The sequence below is a fragment of the Sphingobium ummariense RL-3 genome, from assembly GCF_000447205.1.
Lineage (GTDB): Bacteria > Pseudomonadota > Alphaproteobacteria > Sphingomonadales > Sphingomonadaceae > Sphingobium > Sphingobium ummariense.
This window is the reverse complement of sequence record NZ_AUWY01000120.1, coordinates 96860-116534: the sequence shown is the minus strand read 5'-3', so window position 1 is coordinate 116534 and position 19675 is coordinate 96860. Positions and strand designations below refer to the sequence as shown.

16 protein-coding genes are annotated in these 19675 nt (G+C 65.7%); 9 read left to right on the top strand and 7 right to left on the bottom strand.

Features of this window, described 5'->3' with window-relative positions:
* Positions 1 to 6: 6 nt before the first annotated feature.
* From M529_RS43285 to M529_RS43275, 3 genes are read right to left on the bottom strand one after another with little or no spacing between them, the layout of a single operon-like run.
* Entirely contained in the window at positions 7 to 2145 is a 2139-nt protein-coding gene (locus M529_RS43285; protein WP_021319462.1) for an RNA degradosome polyphosphate kinase, read from the bottom strand.
* 13 nt (positions 2146 to 2158) lie between these two features.
* Positions 2159 to 2788 (bottom strand): P-loop NTPase family protein, encoded by a 630-nt coding sequence (locus M529_RS43280; RefSeq protein ID WP_021319461.1) that lies wholly within the window; start codon positions 2786 to 2788, stop codon positions 2159 to 2161.
* Positions 2785 to 4086: a hypothetical protein gene (locus tag M529_RS43275; protein ID WP_021319460.1), complete on the bottom strand. Its 1302-nt coding sequence runs from the start codon at positions 4084 to 4086 to the stop codon at positions 2785 to 2787. Before M529_RS43275 ends, M529_RS43280 begins: the two co-directional genes overlap by 4 nt.
* Before the next feature lie 237 nt (positions 4087 to 4323).
* On the opposite strand from M529_RS43275, the gene purM reads away from it, so the two are divergent.
* The 4 genes from purM (at position 4324) to nadB (ending at position 9614) form a co-directional block, all read left to right on the top strand.
* The gene (gene purM, locus M529_RS43270) at positions 4324 to 5418 is read left to right on the top strand and encodes a phosphoribosylformylglycinamidine cyclo-ligase (RefSeq protein WP_021319459.1); all 1095 of its coding nucleotides are present in this window, start codon (positions 4324 to 4326) and stop codon (positions 5416 to 5418) included.
* Positions 5419 to 5569: 151 nt separating this feature from the next.
* Positions 5570 to 6520: a phosphoribosylglycinamide formyltransferase gene (gene purN / locus M529_RS43265; protein ID WP_021319458.1), complete on the top strand. Its 951-nt coding sequence runs from the start codon at positions 5570 to 5572 to the stop codon at positions 6518 to 6520.
* 441 nt (positions 6521 to 6961) lie between these two features.
* Entirely contained in the window at positions 6962 to 7894 is a 933-nt protein-coding gene (locus tag M529_RS43260; RefSeq protein ID WP_021319457.1) for an ABC transporter ATP-binding protein, read from the top strand.
* Positions 7895 to 8009: 115 nt separating this feature from the next.
* On the top strand, positions 8010 to 9614 hold the full coding sequence (nadB, locus tag M529_RS43255; protein WP_021319456.1) for an L-aspartate oxidase: 1605 nt from the start codon (positions 8010 to 8012) through the stop codon (positions 9612 to 9614).
* A gap of 116 nt (positions 9615 to 9730) precedes the next feature.
* Here nadB and M529_RS43250 read toward each other — a convergent pair whose 3' ends face one another.
* Positions 9731 to 10582: an alpha/beta fold hydrolase gene (locus M529_RS43250; protein ID WP_021319455.1), complete on the bottom strand. Its 852-nt coding sequence runs from the start codon at positions 10580 to 10582 to the stop codon at positions 9731 to 9733.
* Between the two features lie 157 nt (positions 10583 to 10739).
* Here M529_RS43250 and M529_RS43245 point away from each other — a divergent pair, with 157 nt between their 5' ends.
* The 3 genes from M529_RS43245 to M529_RS48640 all read left to right on the top strand — a co-directional run bounded on the left by M529_RS43245 (position 10740) and on the right by M529_RS48640 (position 15864).
* Positions 10740 to 11876 carry a serine hydrolase gene (locus tag M529_RS43245; protein WP_021319454.1) on the top strand — a complete coding sequence of 379 codons (1137 nt, stop codon included), beginning with the start codon at positions 10740 to 10742 and terminating at the stop codon, positions 11874 to 11876.
* A gap of 101 nt (positions 11877 to 11977) precedes the next feature.
* Complete coding sequence (gene polA, locus M529_RS43240; protein ID WP_021319453.1) at positions 11978 to 14764, top strand: DNA polymerase I; 2787 nt, start codon at positions 11978 to 11980, stop codon at positions 14762 to 14764.
* A 157-nt stretch (positions 14765 to 14921) separates the two neighbouring features.
* A protein-coding gene (locus tag M529_RS48640) for an IS630 family transposase (protein ID WP_152522647.1) occupies positions 14922 to 15864 on the top strand; the annotation gives its coding sequence in 2 pieces (ribosomal slippage) (positions 14922 to 15257 and positions 15259 to 15864; 942 coding nt in all).
* A gap of 28 nt (positions 15865 to 15892) precedes the next feature.
* On the opposite strand, the gene M529_RS43230 is transcribed toward M529_RS48640, so the two are convergent.
* Positions 15893 to 16165: a TFIIB-type zinc ribbon-containing protein gene (locus tag M529_RS43230; protein WP_021319451.1), complete on the bottom strand. Its 273-nt coding sequence runs from the start codon at positions 16163 to 16165 to the stop codon at positions 15893 to 15895.
* 5 nt (positions 16166 to 16170) lie between these two features.
* Positions 16171 to 16863, bottom strand: coding sequence for a Bax inhibitor-1/YccA family protein (locus M529_RS43225; RefSeq protein WP_021319450.1), 693 nt, complete (start codon positions 16861 to 16863; stop codon positions 16171 to 16173).
* 314 nt (positions 16864 to 17177) lie between these two features.
* Here M529_RS43225 and M529_RS43220 point away from each other — a divergent pair, with 314 nt between their 5' ends.
* Entirely contained in the window at positions 17178 to 18695 is a 1518-nt protein-coding gene (locus M529_RS43220; RefSeq protein WP_031295430.1) for a cysteine--tRNA ligase, read from the top strand.
* Between the two features lie 10 nt (positions 18696 to 18705).
* Here the strand turns inward: M529_RS43220 and M529_RS43215 are convergent, their stop codons facing one another.
* On the bottom strand, positions 18706 to 19071 hold the full coding sequence (locus M529_RS43215) for a hypothetical protein (RefSeq protein ID WP_031295428.1): 366 nt from the start codon (positions 19069 to 19071) through the stop codon (positions 18706 to 18708).
* A gap of 294 nt (positions 19072 to 19365) precedes the next feature.
* Here M529_RS43215 and M529_RS0125045 point away from each other — a divergent pair, with 294 nt between their 5' ends.
* Positions 19366 to 19644, top strand: coding sequence for a Rap1a/Tai family immunity protein (locus M529_RS0125045; protein WP_021319447.1), 279 nt, complete (start codon positions 19366 to 19368; stop codon positions 19642 to 19644).
* The last annotated feature ends 31 nt before the right edge of the window (positions 19645 to 19675 follow it).

Below are 19675 nucleotides of genomic sequence, written 5' to 3'. Positions count from 1 at the left end.
CGCGTCTCAGGCCCGGCCACGCAGCCGCAGCGTCGGCACCGCGCCGTTGTCGAGCGCAGCGCCGCGGCCCGACAGCGACGGATTGGTCATGAAATAGCGGTGCAGGTTGAACGGCTTGTCACCCGGATCGAGCCGCCGGTAATGGCCCTCGCTGTCCAGAACCCAGCTCTGCTCGGTGTCGATCAGGTTGGCCACCATCACCTGGTCCAGAATCTGGTCGTGCACCGTCGGATTCTCGACCGGCGCCAGGAACTCGACCCGCCGGTCGAAATTGCGGGGCATCCAGTCGGCCGAGCTGATGAAGACTCTCGCCCCGTTGTTGGGTAGCGCCTTGCCGTTGCCGAACGCGGTGATGCGGCTGTGCTCCAGGAAGCGCCCGACGACCGATTTCACGCGGATATTCTCCGACATGCCCGGCACCCCGGGCCTCAAACAGCAGATGCCGCGCACGATCAGGTCGATCTGCACGCCGGCATTGCTCGCGGCATAGAGCTTCTCGATGATGGCGGGGTCGACCAGCGAGTTCATCTTCGCCCAGATCGTGCCCGGCCGACCGGCGCGGGCATGCTCGATCTCCGCGTCGATATTGCGGCACAGCGTATCGCGCAGGTCGCGCGGCGATATCACCAGCTTCTCCAGGTGCCGCGGCTCCACATAGCCGGTGATATAGTTGAACAGCGCCGCCGCATCGCGGCCATAGGCCGGGTCGGCGGTGAAGAAGCTGAGGTCGGTATAGATGCGCGCCGTCACCGGATGATAATTGCCCGTGCCGAAATGGCAGTAGGTGCGGAACTGCTCGCCCTCGCGCCGGACGACCATCGACACCTTGGCATGGGTCTTCCAGTCGATGAAGCCATACACCACCTGCACGCCCGCGCGCTCCAGCGCGTCGGCCCACATCAGGTTCTGCTCCTCGTCGAATCGGGCCTTCAGCTCCACCACGGCGGTCACGGACTTGCCCGCCTCCGCCGCGTCGATCAGCGCGCGGATGATGGCCGACTGCTTGCCCGCGCGATACAGCGTCTGCTTGATCGCGACCACATCCGGGTCGGACGCGGCCTGCTTCAGGAAGGAAACGACGACGTCGAACGCCTCATAGGGGTGGTGGACGACAATGTCCTTGGCCCGGATCGCGGCGAAGCAGTCGCCGCCATATTCACGGATGCGCTCGGGGAAGCGGGGCGCATAGGGTTCGAACTTCAGGTCGGGCCGGTCCTCGTCAACCACGCCGGAAAGGTCGCCGATCCCGACGAAGCCCTCCACCTCGGCGACGATCGCGTCATGGCCCTGAAGCATGTCCTGCAGCATCTCCTCGACCGGTTCAGGGATGCGCGCCTCTATCTCCATGCGGATCACGCGCCCGCGCCGCCGCCGCTTGATGGCGCTGCGGAAATAGCGGACCAGATCCTCCGCCTCTTCCTCGATCTCGATGTCGCTGTCGCGGATGATGCGGAACACGCCGCTGTTGCGCACCCGGTATCCGGGGAAAAGATCGGCGGAAAAGCGCCGGATCACCGCCTCCAGCGCCATATAGCGCGCCGGATCGCCCGGCAGCCGCACGAATCGGGCCAGCGACGCCGGGATCATCACCAGTTCGCGGATCGACTCCTTGTCCGACAGCCGCTCCAGGTCGAACACGATCGACAGCCCCTGGTTGGGGATGAAGGGAAAGGGATGCGCCGGGTCGAGCGCCTGGGGGGTGAGGATCGGGAAAATCTGCGTCATGAAATGCTCGCGCAGCCAGGTCGCGCAGCCTTCCTCCAACGCGCTCGACGGGCCGATCACCTCGATCCCCACCTGCGCCAGTTCGCCGTGCAGCACGGCCCAGACCTTCTGCTGCGCCATCATCAGCCGCGCGCTTTCGTCCGCAATGGCGGCCAGTTGCTGCCCGGCGGTCAGCCCGTCGGCCGAACGCATGTCGACGTCCTGCAACTGCTGCCCCTTCAGGCCCGCCACCCGTACCGAAAAGAACTCGTCCAGGTTCGCGCCGGAAATCGACAGGAAACGCAGCCGCTCCAGCAGGGGATGAGCGCGGTTCATCGCTTCTTCCAGCACGCGCTGGTTGAACGCCAGCCAGGACAGCTCCCGGTTGAAATAGCGGTCGCTCGGCAGGGTCAGGCTGGCGGAGGGGTCTGCTTCGGCCACATGTCTCTCTGGGTCAGTGGGAAGGATCGGGCGGGAGTATAGGCAAAAGCCCGGCCTGTTGCAGGGCTTCTTTCGCCAATGCGACGGAAATCTTGCGACCGGATGACAGTGCGGCCCGGTCGAGCGCCCGCGTCGCCGCCGCGATCGCGCCATAGCTGCGTTCGATCCGGCGCAGCAGCCAGTCGGGCAGGTCGGCCGCGTAGCGCGCCCCGCCCTGCCCCAGCGCGCGCTCGATCAGCGCCCGGGCCAGCGCCTCGTCCGGCTCCGCCAGGGCGACATGCGGCACCGACGCCAGCCGGGACCGCAGGTCCGGCAGCGCCACCGGCCAATGCGTCGGCGGCGCTCGTCCGATCATCAGCAGCGGGCGATGCTGGGTCTGCGCCTCGTTCCATGCGTTGAACAGCAGCCGGTCGTCGCGCCCCTCCGCATCGTCGATGACGGTGCCGCCGCTCATCGCGACGAACTGCCGTCCCAGGGTGGAGCGGCCCGACAGCGGCGGCCCTGTCAGCACGCCGACCGACAGCGGCCAGTCGCGCCAGCCCTCCAGATGGGTCACCGCCATCCGGTTGGCCTCGCTCACCAGAAAGTCCCCGTCGCCCCCGCCGCCTGGCGAATCGAAGGGCAGGCTGATCTGGCCCGTCATGGGTTGGGGGCGGCCGCTCCCGCCGGGGCCGCCTGCGCCGCCCGCCGCGTGATGCGCAGCGTCGTGCCGTTCGCCGCCACGGTATAGCCGCGCGCCTGCAATCCGGCGCGCAGCATGTCCACCGTGCCCTCGAAATTCACCTGCATGACCGAGGTACCGCCCAGCGCCAGGCTGCGCGTCGCCGCGGACCGGACACCGGGGATCGCCCGCACCGCCGCCTCGCCGGCACTCACCGACGCGACGTCGGGGGTTTCGAACTGGATGGAGAAGCTCGTCGCCGTGCCGCCCGGCAGGGCGGAAACGTCGACCGCCTCGATCGGCAGTTCGACGGCATTCTCGATCGCCAGCGCGTCGGGATCGACCGGCTCCTCGATGATCAGCGACGGGTCGGGCCGCAGCCGGCCGTCGTTCAGCGCCCGGATATACAGCTCGTCGATGCGCCGCGCGCCCTCGTCCATCATCTGCGGCAGCGCCGCCTCGTTCGACGCCCGCAGCGAAAAGCTGCCGATCAGCATGTTGTCGGGGCCATAGCGCGCGGTGAAGGTGCCGGTCACCGGCCCGCCCGGCCATTGCCGTTCGATCCGCGCGATCGGAATCACCACGTCGGCGGCGCCATATTGGTCCAGCAGCACGCGCCACCACAGCCGCCCGCGCCGCCCGGTCTGTCCGGCGTTCAGCAGGATCGGGTCGGCGATGGAGCCGGCCACCCGCACATAGTCGATGGCGCTGTCGCCGGTGCGATAACGCGCCCAGGCCTTCTGCCATTCATTGACCCGCTCGTAGGATACGGCGGAGCCGCCGTCCCACAGCACCGGGATCACCAGCAGCGGGGGCGATCGCATGACATTGCCGGATACGCCCAGCAACTGCCCGGTCCGCGCGCGATCGAACATCACGCCCAGCGTCGCGACATAGCGGTTCGGCCCCGCCTGCTCCTGCTCGATCTCGATACCGGAAATCATCGCCTCCAGCTGCGAATCGGACAGGGATGGCACGCCGGATGCGCCATGGGTGCGGGTCCACAGCATCCGCCACGCCTGCCGCTGCGCCAGCCGCCAGCCGGCATGGCGCGCCGTATCGGCATCCTTGGCATAGACGTCCACCTTGACGCCCTGCACCTCGAAATCGCCGCCGCTCGCGATCGGCGGCACGCCGCGCTCTCCCTCCATCTGCGCCAGCAGCGCCGCGGCGGCGAGGCCCAGCAGGATCGCACCCGCGACCTGTACCGGGCGGGAAAGGGCGCGCAACAGGGTGATCGGCCGGACGGAAAGGCGGCGGAGGGGCAGGATGGAGTTCACGCGCGCCCTTTTGGCGGGAAACACCCCGCCTGCCAAGCGGGAAGGCACGTCATCAGGCGATCGTCCGTTCGCCCTGGGTAGGGACTGAGCGAAGTCGAAGGCCCGTATCGAAGGGTTTGCGCGCGACATCGGTCCTTCGATACGCTGCTTCGACAAGCTCAGCGGCACCTCAGGACGAACGGATGGGAGCCCCCCCGACCCTTCCCCTTTTCGGCACATTGCTCTAGGCGCATCCCCATGAGCGACACCGAATCCTACAGCTACGCCAAGGCTGGCGTCGACATCGCCGCCGGCAACGCGCTGGTCCGCGCCATCGCCCCGCTGGCGAAGGCCACCCGCCGCCCCGGCGCTGATGCGGAACTGGGCGGCTTTGGCGGTTTCTTCGACCTGAAGGCCGCCGGCTATGACGATCCGCTGCTCGTCGCCGCCAATGACGGCGTCGGCACCAAGCTCAAGCTTGCCATCGACCATGACCGCCATGACGGCGTCGGCATCGACCTGGTCGCGATGTGTGCCAACGACCTCATCGTCCAGGGAGCGGAGCCGCTCTTCTTCCTCGACTATTATGCCACCGGCCGGCTGGAAAGCGGCGTCGCGGAACGGGTCATCGCCGGCATCGCCGAAGGATGCCGCCAGGCCGGCTGCGCCCTCATTGGCGGGGAGACCGCCGAAATGCCGGGCATGTACGCCGATGGCGACTATGACCTCGCCGGCTTCTGCGTCGGCGCGGTGGAGCGCTCCAAGGCGCTGACCGGCAATCGCGTGAAGCCCGGCGACATATTGCTGGGCCTCGCCTCCTCGGGCGTCCACTCCAACGGCTATTCGCTGGTCCGCCGCCTCGCCGCCGACAAGGGCTGGAAGCTCGATCGCCCGGCCCTGTTCGACAATGAGGTGCTGCTGATCGACGCGCTGATGGCCCCGACGCGCATCTATGTGAAGAGCCTGCTGCCGCTGGTGCGTGCGGGCATGATCAACGCGCTCGCCCATATCACCGGCGGCGGCCTCCTCGAAAACATCCCGCGCGTCCTGCCGGACGGCGCCCACGCCGTCGTGAATGCCGACGCCTGGCCGCAACCGCGCCTGATGGCCTTCCTCCAGGCGCAGGGCCATATCGAGCCGGAAGAGATGGCGCGTACCTTCAACTGCGGCGTCGGCATGGTGCTGGCCGTGGACGAAGTCCATGTCGCAGCCGTCGCCAAGGCGCTGGAGGATGCGGGCGAAACCGTCTTCACCATCGGCAAGGTAGAGGACGGTGACAAGGGCTGCACGGTCAAGGGCAGCACCGAGACTTGGAGCGCAAAGGCCGACTGGTCGGCGACGCATCTGGGCTGATTATAAGAACCGTTCGTGCTGCGTAGGGACTGAGCGAAGTCGAAGGCCCGTATCGAAGCATCGCGCGGAACCTACCCTTCGATACTTGAGCGACTGCTGCAAGCAGTCAGTCGAAGGGCTCAGCGGCTACTCAGGGCGAAAGGAGGTTGTGATGACCAAAGCAAAAGTCGCCGTCCTGATTTCCGGCCGCGGGTCCAACATGGCCGCGCTGCTCTACGCCGCCAAGGCGGAAAGCTGCCCCTATGAAATCGTGCTGGTCGCCGCCAACGATCCCGATGCCCCCGGTCTCGCATTGGCCGCGGCGGAGGGGATCGCGACCTTCGGCCACAGCCACAAGGGCCTGAAGCGCGCCGAATTCGACGCGATCATCGACGCGGAACTGAGGAAAGCGGGCGCGCATTATGTCGCCCTCGCCGGCTATATGCGCCTGCTCTCGCCGGAATTTGTCGCCGGCTGGGAAAACCGGATGCTGAACATCCACCCCAGCCTGCTGCCGAAATATAAGGGCCTCGACACCCATCAGAAGGCGATCGACGCGGGCGACAGCCATGCCGGCTGCTCGGTCCATATCGTCACGGCGGAGCTGGACGACGGCCCTGTCCTCGGCCAGACGCCGGTAGCGATCCTGCCGGGCGACACCGCCGACACGCTCGCCGCGCGCATCCTCATCGCCGAGCACCAGCTCTACAGCCGCGTCCTCGCCGACTTCGTCACCCGCGAGCGCCAGCCCGCCTATATCCTCAACCAGGTGCGCGAACGCGCCCTCGCCCTGCCCCAGGCCGATGAGGTCACCTCGCATGGCATGCCCTGCTTCGGCATCGTCAAGGGCAAGAAATTCGCCTGGTTCACCCAGGACCATCATGGCGACGGCGTCGTCGCGCTGATCGTCAAGACCACCGCGCCCGAGGAGCAGGCAACCCTGATCGAGGCCGACCCCGAACGCTATTACCGCCCCGCCTATTTCGGCGACGGCTGGATCGGCATCCGGCTGGACCGGGGCGACACCGACTGGGATCATGTCACCGACCGCCTCCACCGCAGCTGGCGCACGGTCGCGCCGAAGAAGCTTCTCGGCCTGATGGACATCGCGGATCAGTTCTGAACCTGCCGAAACGCCGGCCTTGGCGGAAAACCGACTGGATCGGCCGCTTTTGGGTGGTTAGCCGCCATTACCCCCGTCATCCCGGGCTTGACCCGGGATCCCGCTTTCTTCCTCTACGCGCCGTTGGAAAGGAAGCGAGACCCCTTCCAAAATAGGATTTCCCCTGATCTACCCTCGGCAATGAACCAGCCCAATCCGCCCTGCACCCTGTCGCCTATGTGTCGCGTCGGTGGCGCGAACCTGTCGCGTCACTGTCGCTTCACTGTGGCGTCAGCGTGACCCAACTGTCGCGTCGGCGTGACTTTGCCGGTACTTTTGCCCCGTATCCGGCCCGAACAGCCCGACAACACTGTGAACTTCGAACTGGCGCGTCGCCGATCATGCCGGCAATGCAATGAGAGCCCTTCCTTTCGCCGCCTTCGATCCCCATAGAGATCAGCCATGACCGACAGCCCCGCCCCAGTCCCCGCTATCGAGATCACCGACCTCACCAAGGTCTATGCCGGCGGCAAGCGCGCGCTCGACGGCATCAACCTCACCATCCCCCGCGGGCAGATCTACGGCCTGCTCGGTCCCAACGGCGCGGGCAAGTCGACGACGATCAACATCCTCGCCGGGCTGGTCAACAAAACGTCGGGCACCGCGCGCATCTGGGGCTTCGACATCGACCAGAACCCGCGCAACGCGAAGAACTCGATCGGCATCGTGCCGCAGGAAATCGTCTTCGACCCCTTCTTCACCCCGTTCGAGACGCTGGAGAACCAGGCCGGCTATTATGCCGTGCCCAAGGAGCGCCGCCGCTCGATGGAATTGCTGCGCGCGGTGCATCTGGAGGACAAGGCGAACGCCTATGCCCGCACCCTGTCCGGCGGCATGAAGCGCCGCCTGCTGGTCGCCAAGGCGATGGTGCATTCCCCACCGATCCTGGTGCTGGACGAACCCACAGCCGGCGTCGACGTGCAGCTGCGCCAACAACTCTGGGCCTATGTCCGTGAACTCAACCACCAAGGCGTCACCATCGTCCTCACCACCCACTATCTGGAAGAGGCCGAGGAGCTGTGCGACCGCATCGGTATCATCAACCACGGCCGCGTCATCACCGACAAGCCCACCCGCGAGTTGATCGCCATGGCGCAGGAGAAGGTCGTGCAGGTCACCGTCGACCGCGACGTCGCCGTCCTCCCCGCCGATCCCAGCTTCGAGAAAGTCGAGCTGGCTGACGAGCGCACGCTTACCATCACCTATCTCAAGAACCGCGCCAATGCCGGCCAGGTGCTGAACGCCGTGCAGGCGAGCGGCCTCTCGATCGTCGACGTGGTGACCCGCGATCCGGACCTGGAGGACGTGTTCCTCAACCTGACGGCGGCGGCGTGACAAGCTGATCCTTCTGCACCGTTCGCCCTGAGCTTGTCGAAGGGCCTCCTTTTCTTCAAGACAGGGTGGGGCTTCGACAGGCTCAGCCCGAACGGATCAAGAAACCAGAACAAAAATGACCACCACCACCCACGACGTCGTCATCATCGGTTCCGGTGCCGCCGGCCTCACCGCCGCTATCAACCTGGCGCAAGACCGCAAGGTCGTGGTGCTGGCAAAGGGCGCACTCGACGGCGGCTCGACCAACTGGGCGCAGGGCGGCATCGCCGCGGTGCTGGACGCGGGCGACAGCTTCGAGGCACATGTCCACGACACCATGGTCGCCGGCGCCGGCCTCAACAATCGGGAAACCGTCGAGTTCGTCGTGTCCGAGGCCCCGGCGGCAATCGACCGGCTGGCGCAGCTCGGCGTTCCCTTCAACGGCGGCGAGGAATTCGGCGAGCGCTGGCACCTGACTCGCGAGGGCGGGCACAGCCATCGCCGCATCGTCCATGTCGACGACGCCACCGGCCAGGCGGTGCAGGTCGCATTGCTCAAGGCGGCACGCGCCAATCCCAACATCACGCTGCTGGAGGACATGGTCGCCATCGACCTCATCACCTCCCGCCATGGCGAGCGTTATTCGGGCGACGGCCATGTCTGGGGCGTCTACGCCTTCAACAAGCGGACCAACCATGTCGACGCGCTGCTGGGCAAGGCGACGATCCTGTGCACGGGCGGTGCTGGCCGCACCTATCTCTTCTCCACCGCGCCGCGCGGGGCGACCGGGGACGGCATCGCCATGGCCTGGCGCGCGGGCTGCCGCGTGTCGAACATGGAGATGAACCAGTTCCACCCGACCTGCCTCTACAATCTGGAGGTCAAGAATTTCCTCATCACCGAAGCGGTGCGCGGCGAGGGCGGCCACCTCAAGCTCCCCCCCGGCGTCCCCGGTGGCGGCGAGCGCTTCATGCCCCGCTTCGACCCGCGCGCCGAACTCGCGCCGCGCGACGTGGTGGCGCGCGCCATCGACCATGAGATCAAGCGGCTCGGCCTCGACTATGTCCATCTGGACATCAGTCACAAGGATCCCGAGTTCGTGAAGCACCACTTCCCGACCATCTATTCCCGGCTGCTCGACCTCGACATCGACATCACCAAGGAGCCGATTCCGGTGGTCCCGGCCCAGCACTACACCTGCGGCGGCGTCATCATCGACCTGGACGGCCGCACCGACCTGCCAGGCCTCTACGCCGCCGGGGAAGTCAGCGAGAGCGGCCTGCATGGCGCTAACCGCCTCGCCTCCAATTCGCTGCTCGAATGCTTCGTCTTCGGTGAGGCGGCGGCGAAGCACATCCGCGCCAACTGGAACGACCTCCCCGCCCCGCCGCCGATCCGGCCGTGGGATGAAAGCCGAGTCACCAACAGCGACGAGGAAGTCATCGTTCAGCACAACTGGAAGGAAATCCGCCGCTTCATGTGGGACTATGTCGGCATCGTCCGCACCACCAAGCGGCTGGAGCGCGCCCAGCATCGGGTCGCGCTGCTGGCGCAGGAAGTGGACGATTATTACGGCAATTTCCGCGTCACGCCGGACCTCATCGAGCTGCGCAACCTGCTGGAGGTGGCGCGCCTGGTCGTCCGGTCCGCCCTGCACCGCAAGGAAAGCCGGGGCCTGCACTATACGCTCGATTATCCCGACACCCTGCCGCAGGCGGTGGACACGGTGCTGGCGCCCTGAAAAAAATGGCGCGGCGCCAAGGAAGGCGTCCGCGCCGAGAGGGAGGGGTTGACACGCGGGAAGCGCATCGGGGCCTTCCTTCTCTCCCGCAACCGAACGCGCCGCATTGACCCCGATCAAATCGGCTCGAGAAATTTCCGCAGCGCGGCGTTGAAACGATCCCGCTGGTCCGCCATCACCAGATGCCCGCTCGGCCCCAGCGGCAACAGCGTCGCGCCCTTCTTGCCCGCATAGGCAGCGCGGAAGCGGCGGGTGATCTCCACCGCCTGGCCCTGGTCCGCGCCGACGGCATAGACCACCTCCAGCGGCACCGTCATCCGCGGCAGCTGCGGGCCCAGATCCGTATTGGCAAGGTCGCGCAACGCATTGGCGATGACGTCGGGATCGCTTCCCTGCGCGCCCGGCGTGCGCGCTACGATATCGGCCAGATAGCGCCGCCCGGCACTTGTCTGCGTGAAATACAGGCTGAGCTGGTCGGCAAGATAGCCCATGCCCCCCGCCGTGCCGCCCAGCATCGCCGCGCCGGCGGGCAACATGTCTACCACCATCACCCTGCCAACGCCGCCCTTCAGGCCCAATATCATCGCCAGCATGCCGCCCATAGAGTGCCCTACCACCGCCGGGAGCTTCAGCCCGGACAACGCCGCATAGCGCGCGATTTCGTCGGCCACCGGCTGGAGCAAAGGTCCGCTGCGGTTGATTCCGGGCGGCAGGCCGGCAAAGCCCCGGACCTGGATCAGGTGCAGGCGGCGGCCCGGCAGCGATCCGACGACACCGTTCCACACCCCGGGCCCGCTGGCGAGACCCGGGATCAACAGCACATCCTTTCCCTGCCCCCGCACCGTCACGGCAATGCGCTGGGACGCAAAGGCCGGCTCCGCAGCCACGGCTCCGGTGCTGTGCAGCACCAGCATCCCGGCGCCCGCTCCAAGCAGCCACTGCCGCCTGTCCATCATGATATCGTTCATACCATTCCCCTGCAGGACTGCGGCTTAACCCCTTCTGAGCGGCCACTTTCCTCCATTCAGACTCCTTACATCGCAAATGGGGAATCATTCGTCGCATGAATCTTGCCAGCGTCCCGGCAACAGGCCGTTACTATGCCCTCGGAGAGCGGGGAAATAGATGAGTTCTCATGATGCCCGGGGCGGTTCCGCACGCCTCGTCCTGTTGATCGCTGCACTGTCGGCCTGCGTCAGCGCGCCGCCGCCCCCTCGCGCGCAGGCTGCTGCAGCGCGGCCGGCGCAACGGGTCCAGCCCACGACCAATACATGGCCGATCAAGCCGGTCGCCAACCCGCCGCGCCCCTTTCAAGAAATCGACCAGCGCGAAACGCCTTCACCCGCGCTGGTCAGCGTGGTGCGGAACCTGGGGCAGAGCTTCAACGGTAAAGTCGGCATCGCCGTCCGGCGGATCGGCTCGGACTGGACCGTTGCCTGGAACGGCAACCAGCTTTTCCCGCAGCAGAGCGTGTCGAAGCTTTGGGTATCCATGGCCTTCCTCGACGCGGTGGACCGGGGCAAGTTGCGCCTTGCCGACACGACGACCATCACGAAGAAGGATCTGACTCTCTTTCACCAGCCGACTGCCGCGCTGGTCGGCAACACGGGTTGGACGACCACCTATGCCGACTTGATGAAGCGGGCGATGACGCAGAGCGACAACACTGCCAACGACACGCTGCTGCGCGCCGTGGGTGGCCCCGACGTGGTGCGCGGCTTCCTCGCACGGCGGCTTATCAAGGATATCCGCTTCGGACCGGGCGAACGGCTGCTCCAGGCGACCACCGCCGGACTCGACTGGCGGCAGGATTATTCGCTCGGCCGGAATTTCTACGCGGCCCGCGCGAAGCTGCCTATGGCAGTGCGGGTCAAGGCGCTGGACAATTATCTCGCCAATCCGCCGGACGGCGCGGCACCCAGCTCGATCGTTGCCGCGCTCGCGAAGCTCAAGGAGGGAGACATGCTTTCCGCCGGTTCCAGCCGGCTGCTCCTTTCCCTGATGGAAGAGGCCAAGACCGGGCCGCAGCGGATCAAGGGCGGCGTCCCGGCCGGATGGCATTATCTGCACAAGACCGGCACGGGGCAGGATCTGCCGCCGCGCTCGACCGGCTTCAACGATGTCGGCATCATGACCGCGCCGGACGGCACCAGCTATGCGGTCGCGGTGATGATCGGCAGCACCACCGAGCCGATCCCCGTGCGCTGGCAATTGATGCAGGCCGTCGCGAAGGCGGTCGCAGCGAACCACGAGAAGCGGTAGGCCTCGGCCCCTCCCCCTGGGGAGGGGCAGCACAGCAATTGAGCCAGGATTCGAGCCCGGCGCACTGGAGCCTGCGCGCCCAAGCCGCTATCTCCCTCTCCATGTCCCAGAATCATCTCTATCTGGTGGACGGCTCGGGCTACATCTTCCGCGCCTATCACCAGCTCCCGCCCCTCACCAATAAGCATGGCCAGCCCGTCGGCGCGGTCTATGGCTATACCACCATGCTCTGGAAGCTGGCGGAGGAGCTGGGCAAGGCGGAGGGGCCGACCCATCTTGCCGTCGTGCTCGACAAGGGCAGCCATACCTTCCGCAACGACATGTACGACCAGTACAAGGCGAACCGCCCGCCGCCGCCGGAGGATCTGGTTCCCCAGTTCCCTATGATCCGCGACGCGACTCGCGCCTTCTCCCTGCCCTGCATCGAGGAGGAAGGCTTTGAGGCGGACGATATCATCGCCAGCTATACCAAGGCTGCGGTTGCCCAGGGCTGGCATGTCACCATCGTCAGCTCCGACAAGGATCTGATGCAACTGATCCAGCCTGGCGTCGACATGTACGACACCATGAAGAACGAGCGGCGCGGGCCTGACTATGTCGTGGGCAAGTTCGGTGTCACTCCCGACAAGCTGGGCGATGTCCTCGCGCTCATGGGTGACAGTGTCGACAATGTGCCGGGCGTCCCCGGCATCGGCCCCAAGACCGCAGCCAAGCTCATCACCGACTATGGCAGCCTGGAAGCGGCGCTGGAAGCCGCGCCTTCGATGAAGAAATCGAAGATGCAGGAAAACCTGATCGCCCATGCCGACATGGCGCGCCTTTCGCGCCGGCTGGTAACGCTGCACGATGCCATGGATCTCCCGGAACCGCTGGAGGATTTCAGCCTCAAGGGCATTCCGACGGAGCCGCTCCAGGCCTTTCTGGAGCATCACGGCTTCCGTTCGCTGCTGACCCGCCTTGGTGCGCCCGCCGCCGCCGTGGCGGTCGCGACCGCCGCCGCGGCCATGACCGAGGCGACCCCGCCGCCCAAGCCACAGGTCGCGCCGGAGCCGCCGATCGACCGCAGCCTCTACGAGACGGTGGTGACGGAGGACGCGCTCGATCGCTGGATCGCTGCCGCCCATGCGGAGGGCGTGGTAGCGGTCGATACCGAAACCGACATGCTCGACTGCGTGTCCTGCGCGCTGGTGGGGATCAGCTTCGCGGTCGGGCCCAACGCCGCCTGCTACATTCCGGTGGGCCATGGCGGCAGGGACATGTTCGCCGAGCGGCCGGCGCAGCTTCCCAAGGAGCTGGTGCTGGCGAAGCTCAAGCCGCTGCTGGAGGACGACAGCGTCCTCAAGGTTGGCCAGAACCTCAAATACGACCTCACCGTCCTGCGTCGCCACGGGATCGATATCGCGCCCTATGACGACACCATCGTCATGAGCTTCGACCTGGACGCCGGGCAGAGCCTGGCTGGCCACGGCATGGACGAGGCGGCGAAGGTTCATCTCGACCATGTCTGCATCAGCTTCAAGGACGTGACAGGCACCGGCAAGAGCCAGATCAGCTTCGCCGAAGTCCCGCTCGACAAGGCCACCGAATATGCGGCCGAGGATGCGGACGTCACGCTGCGCCTGTGGAAGCTGTTCAAGAACCGCGTCGCGAACGAAGGCGCAACCCGTATCTACGAGTTGGTCGACCGCCCGCTCGTGTCGGTCATCGCCCGGATGGAGCATGAAGGCATCAAGGTGGACCGCGAAGCTCTCTCGCGCCTGTCGGCCGAATTCACCGCGGGCATCGCTGCGCTGGAGACGGAAATCCATGCGCTCGCTGGCCAGCCCTTCGCGATCGGATCGACCCAGCAGCTGGGCGCGATCCTGTTCGACAAGCTGGGCTATAAGGGCGGCCGGAAGGGCAAGTCGGGCGCTTACTCTACTGACGTCAATATGCTGGAGCAGTTGAAGGCACAGGGCGCGGAGATCGCGGGCAAGGTGCTCGATTGGCGCCAGCTTTCGAAGCTCAAGTCCACCTATACCGACGCGCTACAGGCGCAGATCAACAAGGATTCGGGGCGCGTCCATACCAGCTATTCGCTGTCCGGGGCACAGACCGGGCGCCTGTCCTCGACCGACCCCAATCTCCAGAACATCCCGATCCGCACCGAAGTCGGCCGCCAGATCCGCCACGCCTTCGTCGCAGAGCCGGGCAACGTCATCCTGGCCGCGGACTATAGCCAGATCGAGCTGCGGCTCGCCGCCCACATGGCCGACGTTCCGGCGCTGAAGGAAGCGTTCGCCAACGGCGAGGACATTCACGCAGCGACCGCCCAGCAGCTCTTCGGCGAGGTCAACCGCGACACGCGCGGCCGCGCCAAGACGATCAACTTTGCCATTCTCTACGGCATTTCCCGTTGGGGGCTCGCCGCCCGGCTGGAGATCGGCGCCGACGAGGCGCAGGACATGATCAGCCGTTACTATGAGCGCTTCCCCGGCATCAGTCTCTATATCACCGAAACGATCGAGAAGGCGCGCTCACGCGGCTATACGGAGACACTGTTCGGCCGGAAGACCTGGTTCCCGCGCATCAAGGCGCCGGTCCAGCACGAGCGCCAGGGCGCCGAGCGCGCGGCGATCAACGCACCGATCCAGGGCACCAGCGCCGACATCATCAAGCGCGCAATGGCCCGGATGGGCCCAGCGCTGGAGCGCGAGGGGCTGGAGAATGTGAAGATGCTGCTCCAGGTCCATGACGAACTGGTGTTCGAGCTTCCCGAGGCCGATGTGGACGCCGCCAGCACGGTCATCCGCCATGTGATGGAAAGCGCCGCCGAGCCGCTGGTCAAGCTGAGCGTGCCGTTGGGCGTGGAGATCGGGTTTGGCGCGAGTTGGGGGGCAGCGCACTGATACGAGCATATCGCCCAAGAAAATGGGCAGGCCGCACTCGCTCCACGGAAAAGGCCGGTCCCTTTAGAGTCTGTCCTGATGAAGCTGAATCGATTGGGGATTCTCAAGGCGGTTGGATTGTGATTCAAGCTGCTGGCTGGGCAGGAGGCCAGCAGGGATGGCACGAGCCTATTCTGACGATCTTCGGGAACGGGTGGCGGTGGCGGTTTTGTCAGGCCGATCAAGCCGCGAGGTTGCAGCGACTTTTGGGGTAAGCGTGGCGAGCGCGGTGAAGTGGTCGCAGCGGTTGCGCGATACCGGCAGTGCCGGTTCCCGGCCGATGGGCGGTCACAAGCGGCGGGTTCTGGCGGGCGAGCAGCAATGGATGCTGCTGCGGCTTGAGGAATGCCCGCATCTGACGGTTCGGGGGCTTGCAGTGGAACTGGCCGAGCGCGGTTACCAGGTCAGCCCGAACACGGTGTGGTCGTTGCTGCGCAAGGCCGGTCACAGCTTCAAAAAAAAGCCTGTTCGCCAGCGAGCAGGATCGCCCGAAGGTGGCGCGGCGGCGGACGCAGTGGAAGAAGTATCAGGGTCGGCTTGATCCCCGCAAGCTGGTCTTCATCGACGAGACCTGGGTCAAGACCAACATGACCCCGCTCAGGGGCTGGTCAAAACGCGGCAGCAAGCTCGTCGCCAAGGCCCCGTTCGGCAAGTGGAAGACGCTGACCTTCGTGGCGGCGCTGCGTTGTGACCGGATCGACGCACCATGCGTGCTCGACGGCCCGATCAATGGCCAACTCTTCACCGCTTACGTCGAGCAGTTCCTCGTGCCGACCCTGTCGCCCGGCGACATCGTGATCATGGACAATCTGGGCAACCACAAGGGTCAAGCCGTGCGAAAGGCGATCCGGGCGGCAGGTGCCAAGCTCCTGTTCCTGCCGCCCTACAGCCCCGACCTCAATCCGATCGAGCAGGTCTTTGCCAAGCTCAAGCTGCTCCTGCGCAAGGCCGCCGAACGAACCGTCGAGGCAACGTGGCAACGCATCGGCCAACTGCTCGACGCCTTCCCGCCCCATGAGTGCGCAAACTACCTCAGGAACAGCGGCTATGCTTCAATATAAACAGGACAGACTCTAGACCGGCCTTCCTTCAATCGAACAGTTCTTCCAGGAAGCTCTTCTTCCGTTTCCTGTGATAGTGCCCGTCGTCACGATAGTCCCGGTCCGGCCGATAGCTCGCCGAGGGCGGGGGCGGCGCCTGTCCCGCCGACCGCTCGATGATCTTGTCGAGCTCGCCCCGGTCAAGCCAAACGCCGCGACATTGCGGGCAATAGTCGATCTCGACCCCCTGCCGGTCCGTCATCTGGAGACCCACATGACAGACGGGGCAGAGCATCGCCGATACCGCAGCCTGATCGCGCATCCGGGTTACTCCCGCTCGCCGGTCAGGCTGAGCAGCATCTGGAACAGGTTGACGAAGTTCAGGTACAGCGACAGCGCGCCCATCACCTGCATCTTCTCCGCCACTTCATGGCCGGCATAGGCAAAATATTCCGACTTGATGCGCTGCACATCCCAGGCGGTGAGGCCGGTGAAGATCACCACGCCCAGGATCGAGATCACCATCGCCATCGCCGAAGAGCCGATGAAGAGGTTGATGAGGCTCGCCACCAGGATGCCGATCAGGCCCATGATTAGGAAGCTGCCGACCTTCGTCAGGTCGCGCTTCGTCGTATAGCCCCACAGCGCCATCGCAAGGAACATGACGGCCGCCGAGAAGAAGGCCTGCGCGATGCTGCCGCCGGTGAACACCAGGAAGATGCTCGCCAGCGATACGCCCATCACGGCAGAGAAGGCCCAGAAAGCCATACGCGCGCCGGCGGTCGTCATCTTCTCGATGCGGAAGCTGAAGAAAAACACGAAGGCCAGCGGCGCGAAGATCGCGACCCACTTGAGCGGCGTGCCGAAGATCGCGGCGGCCAGCACCGGCGTATTGCCAATGAAGGCAGCGACCAAGCCGGTGATGACCAGGCCGATGCCCATGTTGCGGAAAACGCCCAGCATATGCGCGCGCAGCCCGGCGTCGGTATCGACCGTCCGGCTCGCACCATAGCCCGGCATGCGTACGGGATTGTTCACGTCAAAACTCCATCCAACAAAGCGTGGATCGAGTGGCCCGGCGCGGTCTTCGGAGGATCATAGGGGGGCGTGATCCCCCGAACCTGCACCGAGCACACTCGATGCGGTCCGACATCGCGGCGGATTTGCATCCACCGCCAGAGGGGCCCGGCCCGCATCGGCAATATCGTGAAGGGAACGCCGTCGCGCAAGGGATGGGACCGTTGGAAATCTTTTGTTACAAAGCGCTGCGCCATCGGCACAACAGCGGCGAAGGACTGTTGACCACTGCCCCGTCTCGCCGCATGGCTCGGGCCATGTCCGAAGACCAGCACAACGCCGCCCCGCTGCGCCTGTTCAACAGCCTGACCCGCACGGTCGAGCCCTTCGTGCCGATCGAAGCCGGCCATGCCCGCGTCTACAGCTGCGGACCGACGGTCTATAACTATGCCCATCTAGGCAACCTGCGTGCCTATGTCTTCACCGACACGCTCCGCCGCACCCTGCTGTGGAAGGGGCTGGACGTCACCCACATCATCAACATCACCGATGTCGGCCACCTGACGTCGGACGCGGATGCAGGCGACGACAAGATGGAGGCTGCGGCCCGCGCGCAGGCCAGGTCCATCTGGGACATTGCTGCCCATTATACCGACGCGTTCAAGCGGAACATCGCCGATCTCAACATCATCGCGCCCAGCGAGTGGACGGTCGCCACGGACTATGTGCCGCAGATGATTGCTTTTGCGGAGAAGATCGCACCCGCCCATTGCTACGAGCTGGAAAGCGGCCTCTATTTCGACAGCGGCAGCGTGCCCGATTATGGCGCGCTGGCCGGAGGCCGGGACGATGCGGCCCATGGCCGGATCGATCCTGTGGCCGGCAAGCGCAACCCCAGCGACTTCGCCATCTGGCGTAAATCGCCTCCCGGCGAGCAGCGGCAGATGGAATGGGACAGCCCCTGGGGCAAGGGCGCGCCGGGCTGGCACCTCGAATGCTCGGTGATGAGCGAGGCGCGCCTAGGCCATCCGTTCGACATCCACACCGGCGGCATCGACCATCGCGAAATCCACCATCCCAACGAGATCGCCCAGAACCAGGCCTTCCATGCCGTCTGCTGCGGCGTGCCCGATGCGGCGACGGCGGGCTTCACGGGCGCGCGCTGGTGGATGCACAATAATTTCCTGGTCGACAGGCAGGGGAAAATGTCGAAGTCCAAGGGCGGCTTCACCACCCTGTTCTCGCTGATCGACGCCGGCGTGCACCCCCTTGCCTACCGCCTGCTGTGCCTGGGGGCCCATTATCGGAGCGAGCTGGAATTCAGCGCCGAAAGCGTCGGCGCGGCCCTTACCCGCCTCAAGCGCCTGGTCATGGGCGTGGAGAACCTAAAGGCGCGAGCGGAGGGGATCACCTGGCAATCGCCCCGGCTCGACTATCTCCGGGCGAACCTGCACCCGAAGCTGGTGCCGCTGCTGGAGCAGTTCGACGCCGCGATCAGCGACGACCTGATGACTCCGCGCGCCTTGCCGCTGCTGGAGGAGACGATCGGGCTGAAGAAAGTGCCGGCGGATGAGAAGCTCTGCCTGCTGGCCGCCTTCGACCGGGCGCTGGGTCTCAACCTGCTGAATCTGACCCGGGCCGAGCTGCGGCTGCAACCCAAGGATGCGCAGATCACGCCCGAAGAGATCGAAACTGAACTCGATCGGCGCCAGACGGCACGGGCGGACAAGGATTTCGCGCTGTCCGATGAGATCCGCGACACCCTCATCGCGCGCGGTGTGGAGGTGATGGACGGCGACCCGCTACGCTGGGACTGGCGCCTCGCTCTGGGCTGATCGGCGGGGCTCAGGCATAGCAGCCAGGGCCAACGCGCTTTAAGGTCACGAGCGAGGGACGCGGCGGTTCGGCGGTTCGCACCGGCCGATCGCGCAGCACCGCCAGTGGCTCGACGCCCTGCTCGAGCAGCAGGCCGCATTGCTCGCCGCGCAACCAGATGATCGAACCGCACACCTCCAGCCCGTCCGTGATCAGCACGATTCGCGTACCGACCGGGGGCAGAAGGGCACCCACCAGCATGGCGCCGTAGATGGAGATGTTGCGTATCCGCACGGGCTGGCTCACGCTATCCCACACCAGCCGTCCTTCAAGATCCGCCAGGTAGCGGCGTTCCTTGCGTCGCTCCTGCATCAACTCAGTTCTCGTCAATCCCATGGCACTCTCCAAGTGCCCCCTGGGTAAGGACTTTCCTCCTATTGGCTTACCACCCCGATAATCTCCAAGGTTAAGCGGGAAGATAGGATAAAACCGCGGTTTTCTGCGCCCATCCGTGTCGTCTCAGCGCCGGACCGGCATGGACAGGCTGCCATGATCGCTGCACATTCCGCCGCGATCCCAAATGGTTTGGGCGGGAAATCCTTCATCATGTCTGCGCTTCTGCTTGCGTTGCTGGCTGTCGTTGCTGGTCAGCCCCAGCCTGCTGAGCCTTCCTCGGGAGGACGCGCCGTCATGTTCGAAACCGGCGCCACCCTGCTTGCCAAGTGCCGCAACAAGGCGCCCGAATATGCTCTGGCCTGCACCGCCTATGTCGTGGGAGTCGTGGACGGCATCCGCAAGGACGTATTCATCGGCCGCGCCCGCCCCGTCTGCTGGCCCGACAGTATGTCCGCTGTCGAAGCGCGCCGTCTGACCGTCGCCTATCTCGAACGCTGGCCCGACCAGCGATCGGCGCCTGCCTCCGTGCTGGTCAGCGTTGCGCTGAACGAGCGCTGGCCCTGCCAGAAATAGCCGCGTCCGATCAGACTGATCGGACAAATCC

What these genes read in the sequence shown, in the direction of transcription:
- M529_RS43245 (WP_021319454.1), top strand. Translation starts at nt 10,740, where the DNA reads ATGAGTTCTCATGATGCCCGGGGCGGTTCCGCACGCCTCGTCCTGTTG.
- M529_RS0125045 (WP_021319447.1), top strand. Translation starts at nt 19,366, where the DNA reads ATGTTCGAAACCGGCGCCACCCTGCTTGCCAAGTGCCGCAACAAGGCG.
- purM (WP_021319459.1), top strand. Translation starts at nt 4,324, where the DNA reads ATGAGCGACACCGAATCCTACAGCTACGCCAAGGCTGGCGTCGACATC.
- M529_RS43215 (WP_031295428.1), bottom strand. Translation starts at nt 19,071, where the DNA reads ATGGGATTGACGAGAACTGAGTTGATGCAGGAGCGACGCAAGGAACGC.
- M529_RS43220 (WP_031295430.1), top strand. Translation starts at nt 17,178, where the DNA reads ATGTCCGAAGACCAGCACAACGCCGCCCCGCTGCGCCTGTTCAACAGC.
- M529_RS43250 (WP_021319455.1), bottom strand. Translation starts at nt 10,582, where the DNA reads ATGAACGATATCATGATGGACAGGCGGCAGTGGCTGCTTGGAGCGGGC.
- M529_RS43260 (WP_021319457.1), top strand. Translation starts at nt 6,962, where the DNA reads ATGACCGACAGCCCCGCCCCAGTCCCCGCTATCGAGATCACCGACCTC.
- M529_RS43230 (WP_021319451.1), bottom strand. Translation starts at nt 16,165, where the DNA reads ATGCGCGATCAGGCTGCGGTATCGGCGATGCTCTGCCCCGTCTGTCAT.
- polA (WP_021319453.1), top strand. Translation starts at nt 11,978, where the DNA reads ATGTCCCAGAATCATCTCTATCTGGTGGACGGCTCGGGCTACATCTTC.
- nadB (WP_021319456.1), top strand. Translation starts at nt 8,010, where the DNA reads ATGACCACCACCACCCACGACGTCGTCATCATCGGTTCCGGTGCCGCC.
- M529_RS43280 (WP_021319461.1), bottom strand. Translation starts at nt 2,788, where the DNA reads ATGACGGGCCAGATCAGCCTGCCCTTCGATTCGCCAGGCGGCGGGGGC.
- purN (WP_021319458.1), top strand. Translation starts at nt 5,570, where the DNA reads ATGACCAAAGCAAAAGTCGCCGTCCTGATTTCCGGCCGCGGGTCCAAC.
- M529_RS43225 (WP_021319450.1), bottom strand. Translation starts at nt 16,863, where the DNA reads ATGCCGGGCTATGGTGCGAGCCGGACGGTCGATACCGACGCCGGGCTG.